This window comes from Sphingobium lactosutens DS20 (assembly GCF_000445105.1).
Lineage (GTDB): Bacteria > Pseudomonadota > Alphaproteobacteria > Sphingomonadales > Sphingomonadaceae > Sphingobium > Sphingobium lactosutens.
Map to the genome: position 1 here is coordinate 25,384 of NZ_ATDP01000107.1, position 18,716 is coordinate 44,099.

Annotated in this window: 15 protein-coding genes and 1 pseudogene; 11 read left to right on the top strand and 5 right to left on the bottom strand. The window is 56.1% G+C overall.

Annotated elements, in window-relative coordinates; translation table 11 throughout:
- Positions 1 to 214 precede the first annotated feature (214 nt).
- Positions 215 to 619 carry a GAS domain-containing protein gene (locus tag RLDS_RS50330; RefSeq protein ID WP_021228037.1) on the top strand — a complete coding sequence of 135 codons (405 nt, stop codon included), beginning with the start codon at positions 215 to 217 and terminating at the stop codon, positions 617 to 619.
- Here the strand turns inward: RLDS_RS50330 and RLDS_RS0128885 are convergent.
- The 4 genes from RLDS_RS0128885 to RLDS_RS50335 all read right to left on the bottom strand — a co-directional run bounded on the left by RLDS_RS0128885 (position 616) and on the right by RLDS_RS50335 (position 3,765).
- On the bottom strand, positions 616 to 1,626 hold the full coding sequence (locus RLDS_RS0128885; RefSeq protein ID WP_021228038.1) for a hypothetical protein: 1,011 nt from the start codon (positions 1,624 to 1,626) through the stop codon (positions 616 to 618). The genes RLDS_RS50330 and RLDS_RS0128885 overlap by 4 nt on opposite strands.
- Before the next feature lie 685 nt (positions 1,627 to 2,311).
- A complete protein-coding gene (locus RLDS_RS56120) occupies positions 2,312 to 2,806 on the bottom strand; it encodes a hypothetical protein (protein ID WP_021228039.1) in 495 nt (164 codons plus the stop codon).
- Between the two features lie 11 nt (positions 2,807 to 2,817).
- A complete protein-coding gene (locus tag RLDS_RS56125) occupies positions 2,818 to 3,138 on the bottom strand; it encodes a hypothetical protein (protein WP_152528128.1) in 321 nt (106 codons plus the stop codon).
- A gap of 45 nt (positions 3,139 to 3,183) precedes the next feature.
- A complete protein-coding gene (locus RLDS_RS50335; RefSeq protein ID WP_021228040.1) occupies positions 3,184 to 3,765 on the bottom strand; it encodes a hypothetical protein in 582 nt (193 codons plus the stop codon).
- A 95-nt stretch (positions 3,766 to 3,860) separates the two neighbouring features.
- On the opposite strand from RLDS_RS50335, the gene RLDS_RS0128895 reads away from it, so the two are divergent.
- Together RLDS_RS0128895 and RLDS_RS50340 are read left to right on the top strand one after the other, a co-directional pair.
- Complete coding sequence (locus tag RLDS_RS0128895) at positions 3,861 to 4,397, top strand: hypothetical protein (RefSeq protein WP_031298939.1); 537 nt, start codon at positions 3,861 to 3,863, stop codon at positions 4,395 to 4,397.
- Positions 4,387 to 4,824, top strand: coding sequence for a hypothetical protein (locus tag RLDS_RS50340; protein WP_021228042.1), 438 nt, complete (start codon positions 4,387 to 4,389; stop codon positions 4,822 to 4,824). The genes RLDS_RS0128895 and RLDS_RS50340 overlap by 11 nt, the downstream gene beginning before the upstream one ends.
- Here RLDS_RS50340 and RLDS_RS50345 read toward each other — a convergent pair.
- A pseudogene (locus tag RLDS_RS50345) lies at positions 4,821 to 5,997 on the bottom strand (IS3 family transposase). The gene RLDS_RS50340 and the pseudogene RLDS_RS50345 sit on opposite strands and share 4 nt — an antisense overlap.
- 36 nt (positions 5,998 to 6,033) lie before the next feature.
- Between RLDS_RS50345 and RLDS_RS50355 the strand changes: the two are divergent.
- From RLDS_RS50355 to RLDS_RS56580, 8 genes are all read left to right on the top strand, one after another.
- On the top strand, positions 6,034 to 9,744 hold the full coding sequence (locus tag RLDS_RS50355) for a tape measure protein (protein WP_084514966.1): 3,711 nt from the start codon (positions 6,034 to 6,036) through the stop codon (positions 9,742 to 9,744).
- A gap of 18 nt (positions 9,745 to 9,762) precedes the next feature.
- A complete protein-coding gene (locus tag RLDS_RS50360) occupies positions 9,763 to 10,137 on the top strand; it encodes a hypothetical protein (RefSeq protein WP_021228044.1) in 375 nt (124 codons plus the stop codon).
- On the top strand, positions 10,134 to 10,913 hold the full coding sequence (locus RLDS_RS50365) for a hypothetical protein (protein WP_021228045.1): 780 nt from the start codon (positions 10,134 to 10,136) through the stop codon (positions 10,911 to 10,913). The genes RLDS_RS50360 and RLDS_RS50365 overlap by 4 nt, the downstream gene beginning before the upstream one ends.
- Positions 10,914 to 10,956: 43 nt before the next feature.
- Complete coding sequence (locus RLDS_RS50370; RefSeq protein WP_031298940.1) at positions 10,957 to 11,463, top strand: hypothetical protein; 507 nt, start codon at positions 10,957 to 10,959, stop codon at positions 11,461 to 11,463.
- A 158-nt stretch (positions 11,464 to 11,621) separates the two neighbouring features.
- A complete protein-coding gene (locus RLDS_RS50375; protein WP_021228047.1) occupies positions 11,622 to 14,300 on the top strand; it encodes a hypothetical protein in 2,679 nt (892 codons plus the stop codon).
- Positions 14,300 to 14,665 (top strand): hypothetical protein, encoded by a 366-nt coding sequence (locus tag RLDS_RS50380; protein ID WP_021228048.1) that lies wholly within the window; start codon positions 14,300 to 14,302, stop codon positions 14,663 to 14,665. The genes RLDS_RS50375 and RLDS_RS50380 overlap by 1 nt, the downstream gene beginning before the upstream one ends.
- Positions 14,662 to 14,811, top strand: coding sequence for a hypothetical protein (locus RLDS_RS56395; RefSeq protein ID WP_021228049.1), 150 nt, complete (start codon positions 14,662 to 14,664; stop codon positions 14,809 to 14,811). The genes RLDS_RS50380 and RLDS_RS56395 overlap by 4 nt, the downstream gene beginning before the upstream one ends.
- Before the next feature lie 58 nt (positions 14,812 to 14,869).
- A complete protein-coding gene (locus tag RLDS_RS56580) occupies positions 14,870 to 18,712 on the top strand; it encodes a hypothetical protein (protein WP_021228050.1) in 3,843 nt (1,280 codons plus the stop codon).
- The last annotated feature ends 4 nt before the right edge of the window (positions 18,713 to 18,716 follow it).

Consider the following 18,716-nt stretch of genomic DNA (forward strand, 5'->3'; position numbering starts at 1 on the left):
CTTTTCCATTAGCTGCCGCGAGGAGTGCAGTTAGACACCACCGGACGCGATACAACACGCCACCGCAAACGAGAATATAACTGCAACTTCTGCAAATGACCACGGACGGAAGTTCTCAAACATACCTGCATCTCCTTCCATCAGGATATGCAGCCATCGAGTGCAAAGGGCAGCCTAAGAGTTCACATAAGTAGCAGAAAACCTGAGGATACTTATGGCCCGCAAAACCGTAATCACAGATGAAAGCCGTGCAACGTTTGCTGAACTAGCTGCACAAGGCTCGAGCAACAGCAAGATCAGCGCAGCGATGGGCATTTCCCTGCATGTCGTGAGGAAATACCGCGCCGATCATGACACCAATGTAGCGATCGACCGCGTGAGGCTGACAGAGACAATCCCGCAGCAGCTAACCGCCCTAGCGAACGGCATGGTCATATTGGGCGATGCAGTGGCTGCACTCCGCAACGACATTGCCGACGTCCACACGACGAACAAGAAGCTGACCAAGGCCATGAAGCGCCTCCAGGTCGAGAACAAAGACCTACGCGCCACCCGAAAAGATGCCCGCGCAAAAGTGAGGGAACTCCGTCGCGAACTATGGAATGTCAGGGGCTATTAAAGCCCAGCAGGACTACCGGGCGGCAATTCCAGCAACTCGATCTTATGGACGTGCATCTTAGGATAATGCCGCTTCATCATGGGCATAAAATCCTCGCAAAGCTGCACAACCATATCGACGTTTAGTTTCGCCAGATAGCGAGCCTGACGCATCGCCATAGCCGTGGGAACCACATACGGGAATATCGCCAGTCGTTGCGCTTCCGTCAGTCCAATGGAACCTACCTGCCCGCTTGCCTGATCCGGCGAAGGTAGCCGTGCAAGAACATCGTCACGCCGTCTGCCATATTCCACGAACGAACTTCTAACGGACTCATTTCGGGCAACACATTCCCCGAAATTCATCAGAAAATCCTCTTCCCTAAGCAGCATCAGCAAGTTCTGTTCCGCGTCGGATAACTCGCGAACCATGGTCCTATCATAACCAATCACCCCCGCCTGAGTGCCACAAATCACGAACGGATCATCTTCCGCAAGCAACTCATCAATCGGCAAGCTCTTCTGGTTTAAGTCGCGCAAAGTCGTGCGGACTTCACTGGCCATAGTCGATAGTTTGAACCCTATCTGATATATCTGCCCCTGTAGCTTCTCGCGATCATCCTTGCGGTGCTTTTTCTCAACAAGGAAGTAGCCGAACAAAGCAGCAATGACCGCCAGCAGAGAGCCGATACCAGACACCCAATCGGCAGCAGAACCACCCGCTTCCCCATTACGGCGCACGGCATAGAACGGACATTCATCACGACCCGCCCTGTTAGTAGCGGAATATCGGATAACGTCCGTAGCGATCCCTCTGCCAGTGAAGTAGCGGCACACAAGCGAGGACTGAGCCTTACTGCCAACATTGCCATAGCCGGGGAGAACAAGGGTCTGCCGTGGATGCACAATAGTCGAGCCGATCAGCACCCGCTCACCCGATAGGACTAAGCCAGCTTCCGTTACAGCGAACACACCAGCCAGAGCAGCAACACCCCAGGCCCACTTGCGACGATACCACTTAACGGACATACCATTCCCCCTATTCGGAAGGCGTAAGCCACCGGATTATCGGACGCAATTGGAAATGCAGAGCCGCATAGAGCGAGCAAAGAAAGACAAAGCGAAAGCCGCTATCACAAGTGTGAAAGCCGTTTATGGCTGACAGTATGAGCAAGCCGTGGGATTAGATTGGGGCCACACCTTAATCCAGAAATCTACCAGAAAATCTGCTGCTACTCTGGTGATCTACCCTATCCACACTCTGGATGGCACCGTGTCCGCACCATGCCTATCGAGGATGCGAACTCTGGATTGCGGTGCATCGTGCTGTCGGGTCCATCCTTGGGCATCGTCCACCCATCCGCACTCCGACTATTTGTTTGTATGTCCACCCTGTCTAGATACAAAGAAATATCTTCACACTTGTGGAAATATATTTTCAGGTATCTTCCATGAGGTATGGATAATACACCAAAACCATACCAGTCCTGTTCAGGTGTTGCCCTTTGGTGTTGTGGTGCTACCGTGCGATAGTGGAGGTATCAGTCACATGATACAGCCCACTGAACATGAAAAGATGCAGTCAAGAGCAAAGGTAGGTTGACAGGATCGTGATGCGACACCCTGAGGGAGTAGCTTACAGACGGTAGCAGATGAGAGTAGTTCGCAGGGGTAAGCCCACTCAACACACGACCGTCAAAAACGAGTCCAGACCTTACATTGCGGGTCTATCGGATGCTTTGCACTTTTGGCTCCACATCCACATAATCGGAAATGGCTTACCGTGCTTCGCCTGCCATTCCTTCTGCTGCGCGGCTTGCAAAGTGTGCGTCACAACCACCGTGCCGCTGATCCGATTAAGCCCCCACAACGAGACATTGCGGCTTTCGCTGACAAACGATCCGGTAATTTCTGCTGCCGCCTTGCCTGTGATTTTGTAAGTCGGAGAATTGTCGGGCGACGTGATGGTGTTAGCCTCTAAATCGACCACCCATGTCGTTGGTGGATCGACCACGAACCCTGAAAACCCTGCTTCCCATATGTCTCTAATCACCTGATCCTGAGTAGCAGGAGGTTTGGCATACAGGTCAACTGGACCATGCTTTGGCTTGGAAATCTGCTGACAGTCCAGATACAGAGTTTCTGCTTGGGCTGCGCCCGACGATGCAGAAAGCACGGAAATGCAAGCCATGACGAAGCTGAGTTTCAAGGCTTTATCCTTTAATCCGCAAACTGCCGCTTCCAGCGATAAACCGGACACGGATCAAATAGCACGGTGAATTCAACGTCGCGATAACCTGTCCCTGACCAGTATCGACATACTTGCCTCGCCGGTGTGCCGGGAGAGTAGTATGAAAGCAGCATTACGCCTTCGGTTTCTGGGTAGAATGTCGTGCTGGTCAGAAATTCTAATCCCAGCACCGTGACCAGCAGCCACAATCCTGCAAGCGTTCCACCGATCCGCAACGCCCAACGGCGCACGAATGGATTGTAGGACAGGTCCACGAGGCGGGAGACGACTGGCTGAATTCGATCTTTCATGCCACTCAGATACCTATCCTACATTAAGCTATCGCTAAAACTGCGTTAGCCGCCGATCATGCTCGCGAGAGGTGCAAGGAAAGGCGTTACGACGCCAATGTGGTCCGCTGCCAGTCCCATGAACTTCGCATAGGATGCAGCAAAGCCGCCAGTTCCCTTTGCCTTCTCCATGTCCTTGACGGCTTCAACCAGCACGGCCTTCTGCTCGACATTCTCCACCCCACCCTCAATCGCATTGATGAGGTCAGCGAACACGCCAGAGTTGTTCACAACGTTGGTGGAATTATCGGTGGAGCCGATGTTCACGCGGGCATTCTCGCCGCTAACGGTGATATTGAAGTGGCCACCCGTATGATGCGGGAACGTGCCTTTGCGGCGGACTTTGATCTGGAAGTGCGCTTCCAGACCCATCATCTTCTGATAGAAAACTGGGTCTACAACGGTGAAAGCCTCGTCACTACCGTTGGGAAGGCGACGGCGAATTTCGTCGTTTGCGAAGACCTGTAGCTTCTCGTTGAACACCACAACGGTGTCGCCAGTGAAAATGCCGCTGCCAGATTCGCGGACCTCCCCTTCCGGCGTCACAACTTCAAAATCAGAATGCGGGAAATCCTTGAACGGGTTCATGCAGCAACTCCCTCTGTTGTTTTCGGAATATGGGATGCCGCGTTCGTTACGCCAGTCCAACGACGCAGTTTTTTAGCCGCTAAAGTAAATAGCGGATGGCACAGAACAAAACACCGCCACCGCCAACTCAGAAGCAGGTTGATAAGCATTGGGGTCAGCAGGAACGAAGCGTCTCCCTGCCCCCGTACACGCGCGATCCCGGCGTCAGCATAGTTGGCACACAAGACGAAGCATCACGCATCATTGACGCTGCCCGCGAAGGTGAGACTGTCCCCGCGTTCCGACTACGCAATGCGGATGCGATTGTAGCCGATCCCATCGCGAGGACGGCCACGCTGCTGAAAAAGGCGCACGGCGGAATGTCGCGTGAGGATTTCGCCGGCCTCGTCGGCTCTACCCTCGATCAGCAATGTTACCTGGCCCTCTACGGGCATATGTCGGATTACCAGCGCGCCCAGATTTGGCAGCGCATCCACAAACAGGCGTTTGACGAGCAGCAGGCCGCATTAGCGGAAGCCCATCGCCGTCATGAGCGCGACCGCAAGATGACGACGGCGCTAATGAGCGCCCGCAAGATGCAGCAGGACATTTTGGCCGCCGAAGCCAAGCGCAAGGTGTCCGATGGCGAATGAGCTGCACGACTACCTAAACCTTATCACCTTTGTGCGCGAGCAGACCCTTCACCTCGGATACGATGGCTTCTGGGAGTGGATGGCCACCATTGATGATGATTTCCGCGAGGCAATCATATCGGTGATGCAGGATCCGGCGTTCACGCTGGAAGAGCATCAAACGATGCCCATGGATCGCTGGCGTATCCTGTTTTTCCGAATGGGACGCGGCGCGGGCAAAACCCATGCTGCCGCCGCCAATACGAACCTACTGGCCAAATACCTCTATCCGGGCGGCTACGGCATCCTTGTCGGCCCTACCGTGCAGCATGTTCGTGAAACGATGATCGAGGGAAAAAGCGGCCTAATTGCCACCGCGCCCGCCGACTGCATCCCTGAATACCGCCCCCTGATCTGCCCCCACCGAGTGGACCGATTGGTTTGTTAGTGCATTAAGCTCATCGCCGCCATATCCGGACGGAGGTGGAGCGAAGCGGAACCGGAGGCCGATATGGCGGTGTCGCCGTTTCTGGTGCCGGTGGCCGATAGCCAAGACTGCTGTGCGGGCGGACGGTGTTGTAATGCCGCCGCCAGGCTTCGATCAGCACCCTGGCCTCGGCGAGGCTGTAGAAGATTTCACCATTGAGCAGTTCGTCGCGCAGCGACCCATTGAAGCTTTCATTATAGCCATTCTCCCATGGCGATCCCGGCGCGATGTAGAGCGTCTTCACGCCGATCTGCCGCAGCCATTGCTGGACGGCATTGGCGATAAATTCGGCGCCATTATCTGACCGTATATGTGCAGGCGGGCCGCGCGAGATGAACAGGTCCGCCAAGGCCGCCAGCACATCCTCATGTTTGAGCTGTCGCGCAACGATAAGCGCCAGACATTCCCTGCTGGCCTCGTCGATGATCGTCAGGATGCGGAACTTGCGGCCGTCATGCGTGCGCCCCTCGACGAAGTCATAGGCCCACACATGCCCAGGATACTCAGGCCGCAGGCGGATGCATGATCCGTCGTTGAGCCATAGACGCCCGCGTTTGGGCTGGCGCTGCGGCACCTTGAGCCCTTCGCGCCGCCATATCCGCTCGACCCGTTTATGGTTCACCGTCCACCCCGCATGGCACAGCAACGCCGTGACCCGGCGGTAGCCGTAACGACCATATTGCTTTGCCAAGGCGATGATGTCCTCCGTCAGCGCCTGTTCGTCATCCGCCCCACGCGGCACTTTACGCTGTGTCGATCGATGCTGCCCTAGAACCCGGCATATCCGTCGCTCGGATAGCCGGACTGGCAGATCCCGTCGTATATGATCGATGCAGCGCCGTCGCCGCGCGGGGCTCAGAAGTTTCCCCGTGCAGCTTCCTGCAATATCAGCTTGTCCAGCGTCAGGTCCGAGATCGCCCGGCGCAGCCGTTGGTTTTCCTTCTCCAGATCCTTCATCCGCCGTGCCTGGTCGGTCTTCAGCCCGCCATATTCCTTGCGCCAGCGATAATAGGTCTGCTCACTGACCCCGATCCGACGGCAGGCTTCGGCGGTCGAAGCCCCCTGCGCCAGCACGATCTCAATTTCACGCAGCTTGCCGATGATCTCTTCCGGCTTGTGCTTCTTGCTCGGCATTCAATGTCCCTTTCGCGGTCCAGACTATCATAGTCTCTGGGCCACTCAGCGGGGGGCAGATCAAAGTCCCTCAAGATCAGCGGTGCTACAACCGGCGAAACATCATCCACCGTTCTACAGCTTGGTCAGGCTCTCGCATCCGGCAGGCTCAATGGTGACGAATTCCGCTCTCTGTCGGAAAATGCTCCGCGCCTCATGCAGCTTATTGCTGATGCGGTGGGCAAGCCACGCGGCGAACTGAAAAAGCTGGCAAGCGAAGGCAAGCTGACCAGTGAACTGCTGTTCAAGGCTTTGTCCGATCCCGCTTACACCGCGAAGCTGGACGAGGAATTCAAACGCATCCCGCCAACGTTTAGTGATGCGATGACCGCCGTGAAAAACGCGGCCATTGATGCCTTCGGTGCGTTCGATAAGGGGGGACAGTTCAGCCAATCCCTCTATAATTTCGCAACCGATGCCACCGGCAATATGTCGCGCATCACTTCTGCGATGCAGACGGCTGGCACCGCCCTCGCCTCTGCCCTGCGCTTCGCATCCGATAATGCGTCCACGCTGGGTCTGATCCTTGGTGGTGTCGTTGCGGCTAAGATCGGCCTGTTCGCGCAGACCCTCGCTGTTCAGGCAGTTGGCGCGCTGGTCGCATTCCGTAATGCCAATCTGGGTGCGATTGCTGGTGCGATGGCGCTGGCGCGCATTGCGCCGATTGCTGGGACTGCCACAATTGCGCTGACCGGCCTTCGCGCTGCTGGTGCTGGCCTGCTGGCGATCTTCGGCGGCCCGATCGGTGCGGCCATTACCGCCCTGACCGTCGCGTTCGGTTTCTTTGCTTCCAATGCCGCGAACACGGCCACGATCCTGTCGAACACGAACAGCGTCGTAGCCGATACCGACAAGCTGATTAAGGACATGAGTTTCACAGCGGACGATGCTTCTGGCACCGTGAAGGGCGTCGGAACGCAAGCCGACAGTGCGACCCCGAAAATCGACAACTTCGCTGGCGCTGTGGGGAACGCCGCCCAGAAGCTATATGAGCTTGCCGCTGCCCAGCGCACGGCCAACATCGCTGCGCTCGAATCCAAGCGCGTAGAACTGTCCACGCAATGGAGCGACCTCTACGCATCCAGCCGCGAGGGCCGCCGCAAGGAATTCTTCAAACCGCAGGGCAGCATTTGGGGCAATCTCAAGCAGGCCGGTAAGACCATCGGCGGCGAACTCGGCGAACTGGTCGGCGTCGGCACTCCTGATGCTGAAATCGACGCCCGCATGAAAGACCTGAAAACGTCGATGGGCAACATCGACAGCAGCTTGAAGCGCATTGCCGAAACGCCGCTTGAAAAGGTCGCGCAGGATCAGCGCCTTCGCGCCCAAGCTGGTATCGGTGGCGGCACCCTTGAACTTGGCGAAGGTAGCGGCGGCAAGAAGAAGGGTCGCGGTGGTAAGTCGGAAGCCGAACGAGAGGCAGAGCGCGCAGCAAAGGAAGCTGAGCGCCAGAAGGAAGCCTACGACAAGCTGTTCCTCACGATGGAGCAAAACCTAACCATCGCGAAGGCCATGCCAATCGAGGCAGAAGCCTTGTCGAAGGAATATGAACTACAGGAAATTCTCGGCAAAAAGATCAGCGACGGTGATCGCGACCGCATCAAGAGCCTGACAGAACAGACCCGCGCTGCTCGCCTGCTCACCGACATGAAGGCGGCCAACGACAACAGCAAGGCCGAACTCGACTACCAGAAGCGCCGCTTGTCCATGACGGACAAGGAGGCATCCATTGCCGAAGCTGCGTGGGAATGGGAACGCCGCGCACTTGAGGAAAAGGTCGATCTGACCGGCGATGAATACCAGACCCAGCTAAAGCTGGTGAAAGCCCGCGCTGGTGAAACGTTTGAAATCGAAAAGCAGAACAGGCTCATCAAGAGCCGCGAAGCCCTGCTGCGCGATTACAGCCCTGCCAATGCCCGTGATTTGGAACTGGAGCAGATTGCCGCCGACCGGAAGCAGCTTGATCTTCTCCGCTCCAAGTCCATCGCGGACGGCGGCATTTCCGAAGAGCAGTATCGTCGTTCGCTAGACGGCCTGAACCGTGCGACAGCAGAGGTTGCCACCCGCTTTGAATACGAGCTGGGCCAGTCCATCGACACTTTGGGGTCGCAGCTTACCGGCACATTCGGGAAAGCTATTTCCAAATTCGGGCAACTTCTTTCCGGTCTGGCCGATGCTGCGCGTGGCAATTTCGCGGGCCTTGGTCCTATCGGCAGCATCATCGACATGCTGGGCAAGAACAGCGACGGCACCCTGACCGGCATTGGCCAGGCCGCCGCGAAGGCATCGCAAAACACCCTAGACAGCATTCTCGGCCGCAACGGTCAGAAGTCCGCCCTGCTCAACCCGCTGCAAAGCCTCAGCACCGGCTTCGACGGCTTCAAGGGCGACATGAAGAAGATATTCACCGGCAAGGGTCCGGGCAGTGTCGCCGGCGCAATCGGCAATACGCTGGGCGCGGCTGCGTCCGGTATGCAAATGGGGCAGATGGCCGACGGCGTGATGAAGGCGCTCGGCATCGGCAGCAGTAAGACTGGTGCATCCATCGGCGGCGCACTCGGCTCCGTCGTCGGCGGTCCTATCGGCTCGATCATCGGCTCCATCGGTGGCGGTCTGATGGGCGGCCTGTTCAAGAAGAAGCGTTATGGCACTTCCAACATCACCCTTGGCGATGACGGATACCTGACCAGCGACACGACCGGCAATAAGTCGGCCTATAAGGCAGCGGCATCCGGCGCGGCTGGCAATGTCATCAGCGGCCTGAACAGCATTGCCGAACAACTTGGCGGCTCGCTGTCGGGCAATCCGAATATCTCCATCGGCCAGTATAAGGGCAAATGGCGCGTCAGCGACATTGGCCGAACCGGCAAGCTGAAGGGCGGCAGCGGTCGCACCGACATTAAGGACTTCGGCAAGGACGGTGAAGAGGAAGCTATTTCCTACGCCATCCAGACGGCCTTGAAGCAGGGCGTCCTTACGGGCGTGTCCGAGTTCTCCAAGCGCGTCCTGAGCGCCGCGGAAGACCTAGACCGCGCTGTCACACTTGCGACGAAATATGAGAACATCGTCAAGGAACTGGCTCGCATTGATGATCCTATCGGGGCGCCCCTCAAGGAACTGAACGCGGAATTCCAGAAGCTGCGCGACGAAATGGTGGCCAATAAGGCGACCGCCGCCGAACTGGCGAACGTTGATCGCTATTACATGGTCCAGCGCGAAAACATGCTCAAGGATCAGCTATCCGACCTCAAGAGCTTCCGCGACACTCTCATGGGCGAAGGCAGCGGCCTGACCACAAAGAGCCGTCTCGATAGCAAGCTGGCCGAATTCCAGAAGTATGAAGAGGCACTGGCATCGGGCAAGTCCGTCGATACAGCTGCAATGACAGACCTTGGCAAAACCATCTGGGATATGTCGAAGGACATTTACGGCACCGCTACCGCGCAGTCGCAGAACATCAGGAACCGCCTGCTTGATGCGACCGATGCCGCGAGCAAGTATGTGGAAGGTGTCTATGCGCAGAACTCCACCAACGTTGTGGAGGCCGTCGATACTCAGACGCAGATGATTGCTGAACAGGTCAAGCAGCAGGCAAAGGGCAATGCTCTGACGGAGCAGCTTATCGAGTTGATCCGCAACAGTCAGGACATTGCGACCGTCTGGAATGGCGGTGCAGCAGTCAACGGCAAGCAAGCCGGAACCGTGTAAATAGCGGGGAGGACTTCTATGGCCATTGATGCAAATCGCGGTGCGTTCGTAAAAGAGGAATATCGTTGGGAGGAAGAGCAGGACGCAGAAGTCTTGGCGATCCAGCCCAATGCCCGAACGATCAAGCTAGAAACCAATCTGAACCTTGCCGCCGCGAGTGTAATCGCTGTCGAATTGCTATCTGACCTCAAGCATGTCGGGCAGGCGTACAGCATCACATTGCAGGGCGTGGGCATTATCAAGGGTTCGGATTTCATCGGTTCGCCGCCGACATTCTCATGCAACTTCCCTGACTGGCCAGTGAAGCAGACCGATAAGCTGATCCTGATTGGCTACGCGGAAGACCATGACCGCAACATCACAATGATAACGATAAAGGGGCCAATGAAGTGATCGAGAACCCATTTTTGCTGATGAGCGCCCCGGTCGCTTTCGAGACTACCAACTTCCAGATTGCTGCGACACCGCCAACCAACCTGACAAACGACAACATGGATATGGAATGGCGTTCGGTCGGGCTGGCTGATGTGTATGTCGTGATGCGTTGCGCCGCTCCCGTCGATACGATTGCCATCCTCCATAGTAACCAGCGCGCCACAGATACCTATCGCGTTCGTGCTGCTGCCACTGTTGCGGCGCTACTCACCAACCCTGTCTATGATAGCGGGCTGGTCCCGGCCTATGAGGGATTGAAGCTGGAACCCTATACGACGAAGAGCATCTTGGACCTCGGCCAGCCGGTGCAATCGCTCTACTGGCGTTTCGATTTTGACTCTCCCGGCCATCCTGACGGTCAGGTGAAAGCTGCGCGCATTGTGATGGGCCAGCGTTTTGAAATCCCTACCGGCATTAACTACGGCTGGGAAAAGCTGGTCCTCAATGACAGCGCCATCACCACCGGCCCGAACTATGAGGACGTGGACGAATATCCCAGCCGTCCCGGTGTAAAGTCCACGCTCGGCGGCATGGACGAAGCTACATTCAATCGGCTGGACGCTCTGCTCATGCAGGCGGGATCGGCAAAGCCTGTCCTATATGCGCCCGAACCCGACAACCTAGATACCGCGCAGCACTGGACCGTTTATGGGCGCATGAAATCGTGGAAGTTCCCGAACCCCTATCATAACTGGTGGGACGTTGAAGTCGAGGTTCACGGCCTGCGCTCGTAACACGAAGTGGCAATTCTGAAAAAGTCTTGCGGCGCGAAGGTGAATGGCATTTATGTCATTCATGTCGTTCCAATCACTCGTGACTTTTGCATCGAGCAATCCTTACCTTGTCGCCATTGCTAACGTAGCGGCGGTCATCACCGTGATTTGGGTTGTGATGAAATGGGGATGGATAGGCTGTCGGTTCGTTTGGCTGTGGTCAACGCAGAATTTGAAGGCTGCTCAACGCCGTCTGACGTTCACCACAATGACTGTCGCCCTGATATCGTATCACCACCCTAGCGTGATGATCGCGGCGATTTTGCGAATGGCCATATTCACAACTGGAGCATCAATTCTGATGTATGCTCAGGCTCTCAGTAGTCTGATTTCCCCCTCGCTATTTGGGCAGCAGCCTGAGAAGTGGCAGGCTGCTTTGTTCATTACCGCCGGTCATCTCATACTCCTGCGCGGATTCAGTTACATTTTTACTCTCTCGAAATATGTCCTAGCATTTCATCGGCGCGAACGAATTCGGCGCTACAGGCTCGTTCGCGCAGCCAAGAGGTGAACTCCGCAACAAATTCAGCTGCTCCTTCTCACTAAATATCCGACAGGATATGGGGTGATGAAGTGCGCAGAGTATATGTCGCAGAAGTAGCAGCTTTTGACCCACGCGAGAACCGTCTTACAACTCTGTATATGTGTTCGCGTGGGCAAGGCCCGGTCGTGTTCGACAACGACCACGAATACATTCCCTGCATCGTCGCTGGCCCCCAGCAAAGCGCATCATTCAATGAAGATGGTATCCCCGGTGAATTGCAGCGATCCTATGGAAACCTCGCCATTGCGATCAGCGCAGACCACCGCAATGCGGAATGGCGCGGCTACGATTTCGACGGCTATGCCTGCAAGCTGTTGCGCGGCGAGTATGGCGCCCCCCTATCCACTTACGAGCAAATCCCGGCCGGTCGCACCGGCTCACTGTCCAGCGACGGCACGAATGTAGCCCTCCTTCCACTGCTCGGCCCTGATGCTGAGTTGAAGAAGGAAATCATGACCCTCTCCTATGCTGGCACAGGCGCAGCAGAGGGACAGGAGGAATACAAGGGCCAGCTAAAGCCCTTCACCATCGGCTCCGTCGAGAACATCGAACCGCCGCTGATCGACCCCGTTTATATGGTCTATCAGTATCACGGCTATGGGCCGACCGAAGATGTTGAAGCGGTCTATGAGAATGCCCTGACGCTTGGAGCGGCCAAATACACTGTCACCAGCTACGAACAGTTGATCGGCCTCACCGCCGAGCAGCTACCACCCGGCACATGGGCGAAGGCTCCTATCGTTGGCATGTATCGCCTTGGTGGTGAACCTATCGGGAAAATGACCGCTGACGTGATCGGCGCGATGGACGGCCTGCGCTCGCTGACCAGCTTCGGCGCGATTGCCGTTTACCTGCTCAACAAGGTGGCAGGCGTTCCGCTTGCTATGATCGACGTGGACAGCGCCGACGACCTCGACCGCGATTTTCCACACACATGGGGCAATTATCTCGACAGCAGGGACAAGCCCGAAGATGGCAGCGATCCCGCGCAGAGCGTAGGCGATTTCCTGCGCGAAGCCGCGTCCCATCTGCTTGCCTATGTATATGCCGATGAGTTCGGCATCTGGCATTTAGGACGCAACGTTCCGACCAAGGCACCTATCATGCTGCAACAGCATGGGACGACCTGGCCGATTGTCACCAGCATTTCCATGCCTGCCACATCGACCCGCGTTCATAAGGTCCGCGTTGGTGGCCGCCGCTGCTTCTCAGTCCATAGCGATGATGAGATTTCCTCCGCATTGAAGGACGCCCTTGAGGAAGCTGTCGTTGGCGTGGGTGAGAAGGTCGATGATGTTCAGGACGATCTAAACGGCATCCGCAAGGATTTCCGCAGTCTCGTTATCGGCGCTGTCCGATCCGAACTGGAAGACCTATCCGCGCTTCATCTGGACTACGGCGCAGCGCAGTTGAAAGCGTCTGCCGCGCTTCACAAGGACAACCATGTCGCCATTCAGGCAATCGGCACCCGCATTGACGAGAACGGCAATCTGGTCGCGGAGAGCATTACCCAGCTTACCAGCCGCATTGACGGTCAGGACGGGGTTATCGAAGCCGGGTTCCTTGAGGTGGATCGCACCATCGCGGGATTGGACTTCGCCGCCGTGGAGGACATTACCCTTGCGATTGCCAACTATGGCGAGGAAGTCAGTGCGGCTTTCACCGCAGAACGCAAACTGTGGGTCGATGCCGATACCGCGATCAGCGAGAGCCTAGAGGAATTTGAAGCCCGCGTAGAAGATGCGGAAGGTAAGATCAGCGAACTGGAACGCATCGTCATTGATGAGGGTGGCGACACCGCGTTGGCCGAGCGCATCGAGGAATTGGGCGTCAAAATCGAGGACGAGACAGAGGCCCGCGAAGCTGCAATCCAGTCTATCGAGCGCGCATATATCGACGCTGACGAGGTTGTCGCTGAAAGCGTCGAAACGTTGAGCGCCAGCATCTTTGATGAGGCGACCGGCAACAGCGTCATGTCGATCATCAAGGCCAATGCGAAAACGCAGGTCGATGATAACGGCGCGAGGGCAGAGCAAATCAACGCCATTAATACGAAGCTGAACCCGCTGAACGGCGCGAGCTACGAACAGAACGTCCAGCTTATCAGCGACATCAACGGCCTGATGAGCAGCCAAGTGACGTTCAAGGTCCAGACCGAAGTGAATGGCGTGAAGGTGGTCGGCGGCTTGGGGATCATCAATCAGAATGGCTATGTCGATACCGCCTTCGTGACCGATGCCTTGAGCGTCTGGACGCCGGGTGGAAAGTTGCCGTTGCTGACATTGGACGGCAATGCCCTGCGCGTGAACAATGCAATTATGGGCAATGCGGTGATTAACGGCGCTCAGATTAACGATGCGTCGATCAACACCCTCAAGGTGGCCGGTGGCGCAATCTCCGCCAATCAGGGGGCTGATGGCGTTGACACGTTCGTCGCCGCGAACGGCTCCGCCGACTTCCTAACAACGGGCTTTATGACCATCGGTGATGCTGTCTGGGGTTCAGGCCGCGTGGACGTTGATTTCACCATCGATGCAACATCAGCATATGACGCAAGCTGTAAAATCCAGCTTTGGCTGGACTACGGTTCTGGCTTTGTGATGGCGAAGGAAAAGACCTTCGGAATCACCACTGACAACGGAGATACCTACAGCCGAACAGGTGGCGACATTAGTGCAATTGTAACAGGCTCTCAAGTGCGCGTCCTGTGTCGTGTTATCTCCGGCACATTCACACCACGCTCAGTTGCTCGTTCGCAATACATTCGAGACATCAGCATGGAACTAATCGGGATGAAGCGATAATGAAATACGCATACTTCACACAGGGCGGCAAGTTGCTAACCCTCGCCTCACAGCAACAGGAATTTCCCGATCCGACTATCATCGCGGTAGAAGTTCCAGACGATGTGAGGGCCAACGCTATATTCCTTGACCTTGAGACGCGCACAATCAGGGAACGAGTGCCGTTCGCGCTGAATGTCGGATACAACCGCGTGAGCAATATCCCGGCTGGAACCAACGTCGCTCATGATGGCGAGTTGTATCATGTCGAAGATGGCGAAATCGAGTTCGATGCCAATGTTATTGATGCGGTCTGGCTACATTTCGATCACCCATGTTTCATCGCGCAGTATGTCGCAGTTCCAACAGGACCGGAGGTTTTATGAGAATTGATATTAGGAAGGGCTACATCGACCAGCGCAAAGCTGCCTACGGCACTACCGAAGAGCAGCTAGACTTCATGTATCACAATGGTTTCGAGGCTTGGCTAGAGCGTCAGCGCGCTATCAAGGATGACATTCCGAAGGAATAAGTCTCTGCGACCGCCCGCATAAATATCAGCGAAACTGATATGCGGGAGCGATCCAGACATGGAATATGAATTTGATACGACCGGCACCGTTGCTGTCACCAACGGCTCTACGCAGGTAACGGGCAACGGCACGAACTGGCTGACCAATTACCCCGGCCTTACGCTCAACATCAGCGGTCTGGATTATCCCGTAAAGAGCGTGGACAGCCGCAGCACTCTCACGCTGTTGCACCCTTACCCCGGCGCTTCCGCTTCCGGTCTGACCTACACGTTCGTCCCGGTCTATCCCAACAACATGACCGCGACCAAGGCAGTCACCTCCGCGCTGGAATCGTTCAACGCGATCCTTGAACTTGGCGCGCTTGAAAGCGGCGACAATGCCTATGAGATTGCGGTCAAGAATGGCTATGTCGGCACCGAACAGGAATGGCTTGCGAGCCTCCACGGCGCCGACGGCACAGTCAGCATTCCTGCAATTCTGGATTATTCCAAGATCACCGGCCTGCCGGTTGGCGGGTCAGGTATTTTCCTGCTGACCCAACTTATGAATAGCGCAGCGCCGTTGAACCTCACCCAGAAAGGTGAAGTCATTATCCCGGCCAACAGCACGACAGCAGGCATGGGCATCTATGCTTATCCACGATCTGACGGCTCAACGGTCGTCACATTCGGCCTGTCAAATGCACCGACGCCACCACCACCGGGCAGCGACGAGGAATTGGATCTTTCTGGCGCAGGTGTAGTTTACGGCGATCCCGGCACGATCTTTCCTCTGGGCATCTATCTCGCGGGTTCGACTGCGAACTTCACCCTTACTGCGCCTAGCAGCTTCCCACTGCGCATTGAGCGCCGCACCGACATTACGGTGCCGGTCAGCAGCAACTGGGCGATCACTTCTGCCGGTTCGCCTTTCCCCAACACTGGCAACGCAGTCTCGCCAACGGCGGTGCTGAACAAGCGCGTTTACATTTCTGAGAACGGTGGTGCGACCGGCGACAACAGCGAAATGGTCAACGGTCGCTTGAAGTTGATGAGGCACATTTTCCTTACAACCGACGCACTTGGCCTGACGTTCAAATCCACCACCGACGACACGACGACACAGGCACCGCCGAGCATCAAGATCGGCTTCCGAGGCAGCGTTGGCGATGGCTATCCGATCCTCGCATCCATGTATGAATGGAACGAGGGCCGCTTTGAACTTCGTCCACATTGGGACGGCAACACGATGATCGTTACATGCGGTCGCGGTTCCTCGCCACCGTCGATCAAGAGCGACCAAGACCCGGCGTTCGCAATCGGCCCTAACATCGTAAAGACCTACGAGGTCGAATATGTCGATAACGTCGGCGGCGCTGGTGGCGTGGTGAAGTTCTACGTCGATGGCGTCCAGATTGGTGCTGAAAAGCCTCTCGAGGCGAAGCTACGCATATCGCCAAAGATGATGCTGGAATGCAACGCCTCCATCGGTAACACCTCAGATTCCGTGGACAGTTTGGAAGTGGAAGCGCTCAGCGTTTCGTTCGGCAAGCCCGATGTGCAGCGCAGCTATGACCCGGTTCCGGCTGGTTCGATTAGTGCTGCCGATCTGCAAAACCTCGTCGTTGATGCTACCAGTTTCTCGACTGCTCAGGCTCCCGTAACTGTCAGCTACCAGACCGCTGGCCAGTCAGCTTTCAATATGGAAGTCGTAGTTGGCGACATGGTTCTGCCTGCCGGTCGAGCATACAAAGCCGTTCTTGAGGATTGGTCATCCGGCGAAGGTGTCGCTCACCCGAACGAATTGGTCATGACAAGGCCGATTAATCAGAACGTTCGATTTGAAGATAGCTGGCTCTATGGCAAGCAGGCTCCATGGACCGAAGTCGGTCCTAAGGGTCCAGTGCCAAGCATCGGCGGTATCAACTACCACTGCGTTGGTAATCGCATCGGCACCTTTGTTGAATTCCAGTTCGGCTATGAATGGGATGCAGCGACAATGCCCTACGCGCCGTTCGGTGATCCATCGGGCAAGAACAGCTACATGGTTCCGCACAAATGGCTGATCTACGACAATGCAGGCACCTTGCTCGGTCGCATCGAGCAGCCAAACGGTCAGCCACTCAACACCACAAACACACCTGTTTCGTGGGGCGGGTCACTTGACGGTCGAGCTAATCCAATCGTCACTTCGGCTAATCGCTGGTATCCGAAAGGCACCGTGCGTTCGTCCATCATCTGGCGTTCCCACGCAGAGCCACCAGCATACAGTCAGGCCGATATTTGGGCCAATGTCCCGACTTACGACATGCCCGTTCCGTTCGGTTCTGAGGGCGGCGCATCGGTCAACGGCGGCGACATGAGGACTGGCACCGGCGAGCAGCTGAACGGCTTCGCAAACTGCCGCAAAATGTCGTGGGAACAGACCACCTATAATGAGATCATCACCGCTGGTCAGAACACGCAAAGCCCTTGGAAGTTCGGCTATGACGAAAACGGCATGGCACCGAATGCAAATGTCTGGCTGAAGGATGATCCTTGGAACCAGATGGGGCGTTCGCCTATCACTGGTCCTGGCGGTGTGCGTTGTGATCGTCAGATTATCCCTGAGCCAGTTGCCCGATATGCGCGTGAGGTAACTTCAACCCGACCACATGACGGCAGGGGATGGAAGCAAATCGCCTATGCCTACCTCAATGGCTATGCGGCTGATCCATATCACTGCTGGGAAAACGGTAGCATCGCGCCGCTGTTCAAAGGTGACGCCCGCCGCAATATCACTTTGCGTAACCACTATTATGGCGGCGGTGAACAAAGCACTCCACCTGAACAAGCATATTACATTCAGGGCGGTCGCTCGTATGAGGTTGCGTCTTCATACAACCCACTTCGCGTAAACGTTCCTGCGAAGGGCGCAGCAGCCGACAAGCCATATTTCGGCACCAACCAAATCGACGCGGCCCACGCGCACCAGTTCCCACACTGGGGTTCGATGATGTGGCAGTCGCCGTTGTTTGCGATGCTTGGACACAAGTTCTTCGACCAGACAAGGCTCTACGGCAACGAGATCATCAACAACCGTTTGGGCGATGCAAGTCAGTTTGGATCGCGTGACGCTGCTTGGAGGTTCATGCACGCTGCATTGGCTTGGAAGACTGCTTCGGCAAACTCACACAGGCTCTATAGCCGCGCTGAGATTATGGACTTCGTAGTCTTCGATTTTGAAACGTTCTACGACACCTATTACGATAGCGAACCCGGTTTCCTAAAGCCGCCATCGAACATCAGCGGTGGTGGCAACAATGCTGTCTTTGCTGCCGCAAAGGACTTTGGCCCTTGCATGTGGAACGACGAGCTAGGCATCTACCAGCACGACTTCTTCATCGGATACTGGTTGTCTGCTCTTCAAGCTGGTCACTTCTTGGGCTTCAACGCTGCAATTCGTGCAGCTTCGCCAAAGGCAGCAGCTATCCTGAATTGGCTAATTGCGATGCACGTCAAGCGCATCACCGGCAGGATCAACGGCGGTATGTTGGTGAATGCGATTGGCATCGAATACCAGCTTTCAATCTGGACCCCGCAAATGGTCGCTGCCGCAGGTAATAATCCTGCGAACTTGCCGAAGACCCATGCAGCGGTAGCTGCTGCTCAGGGCGCAAATGCTTCGCGTAGCTGGGATACTTGGAACAACAATGGCAGTGATAATGGTCGCGACGGTCAGGCGATGGATCAGCTTCTAGTCGGCGCTTCCCTGCTGCTTAACATAGGTGAGGATACTCCTGAAATCCGCCAAGCAGAGGCAACTTCCGCCACTTATCGTCAGACCAAAATCGACGGCGCGACAGCTAAAGTGAATGCAGGACAAGACCCGGACTGGTATTACTATCTGCAAGCCACAAACGGCACACCACACAAGCCCTAACACA

Excerpts from the sequence above, each read along its gene's own strand:
- RLDS_RS50330 (WP_021228037.1), top strand. The coding sequence starts at position 215 with ATGGCCCGCAAAACCGTAATCACAGATGAAAGCCGTGCAACGTTTGCT.
- RLDS_RS0128885 (WP_021228038.1), bottom strand. The coding sequence starts at position 1,626 with ATGTCCGTTAAGTGGTATCGTCGCAAGTGGGCCTGGGGTGTTGCTGCT.
- RLDS_RS56125 (WP_152528128.1), bottom strand. The coding sequence starts at position 3,138 with ATGAAAGATCGAATTCAGCCAGTCGTCTCCCGCCTCGTGGACCTGTCC.
- RLDS_RS50335 (WP_021228040.1), bottom strand. The coding sequence starts at position 3,765 with ATGAACCCGTTCAAGGATTTCCCGCATTCTGATTTTGAAGTTGTGACG.
- RLDS_RS0128895 (WP_031298939.1), top strand. The coding sequence starts at position 3,861 with ATGGCACAGAACAAAACACCGCCACCGCCAACTCAGAAGCAGGTTGAT.
- RLDS_RS50340 (WP_021228042.1), top strand. The coding sequence starts at position 4,387 with ATGGCGAATGAGCTGCACGACTACCTAAACCTTATCACCTTTGTGCGC.
- RLDS_RS50360 (WP_021228044.1), top strand. The coding sequence starts at position 9,763 with ATGGCCATTGATGCAAATCGCGGTGCGTTCGTAAAAGAGGAATATCGT.
- RLDS_RS50370 (WP_031298940.1), top strand. The coding sequence starts at position 10,957 with ATGGCATTTATGTCATTCATGTCGTTCCAATCACTCGTGACTTTTGCA.
- RLDS_RS50380 (WP_021228048.1), top strand. The coding sequence starts at position 14,300 with ATGAAATACGCATACTTCACACAGGGCGGCAAGTTGCTAACCCTCGCC.
- RLDS_RS56395 (WP_021228049.1), top strand. The coding sequence starts at position 14,662 with ATGAGAATTGATATTAGGAAGGGCTACATCGACCAGCGCAAAGCTGCC.
- RLDS_RS56580 (WP_021228050.1), top strand. The coding sequence starts at position 14,870 with ATGGAATATGAATTTGATACGACCGGCACCGTTGCTGTCACCAACGGC.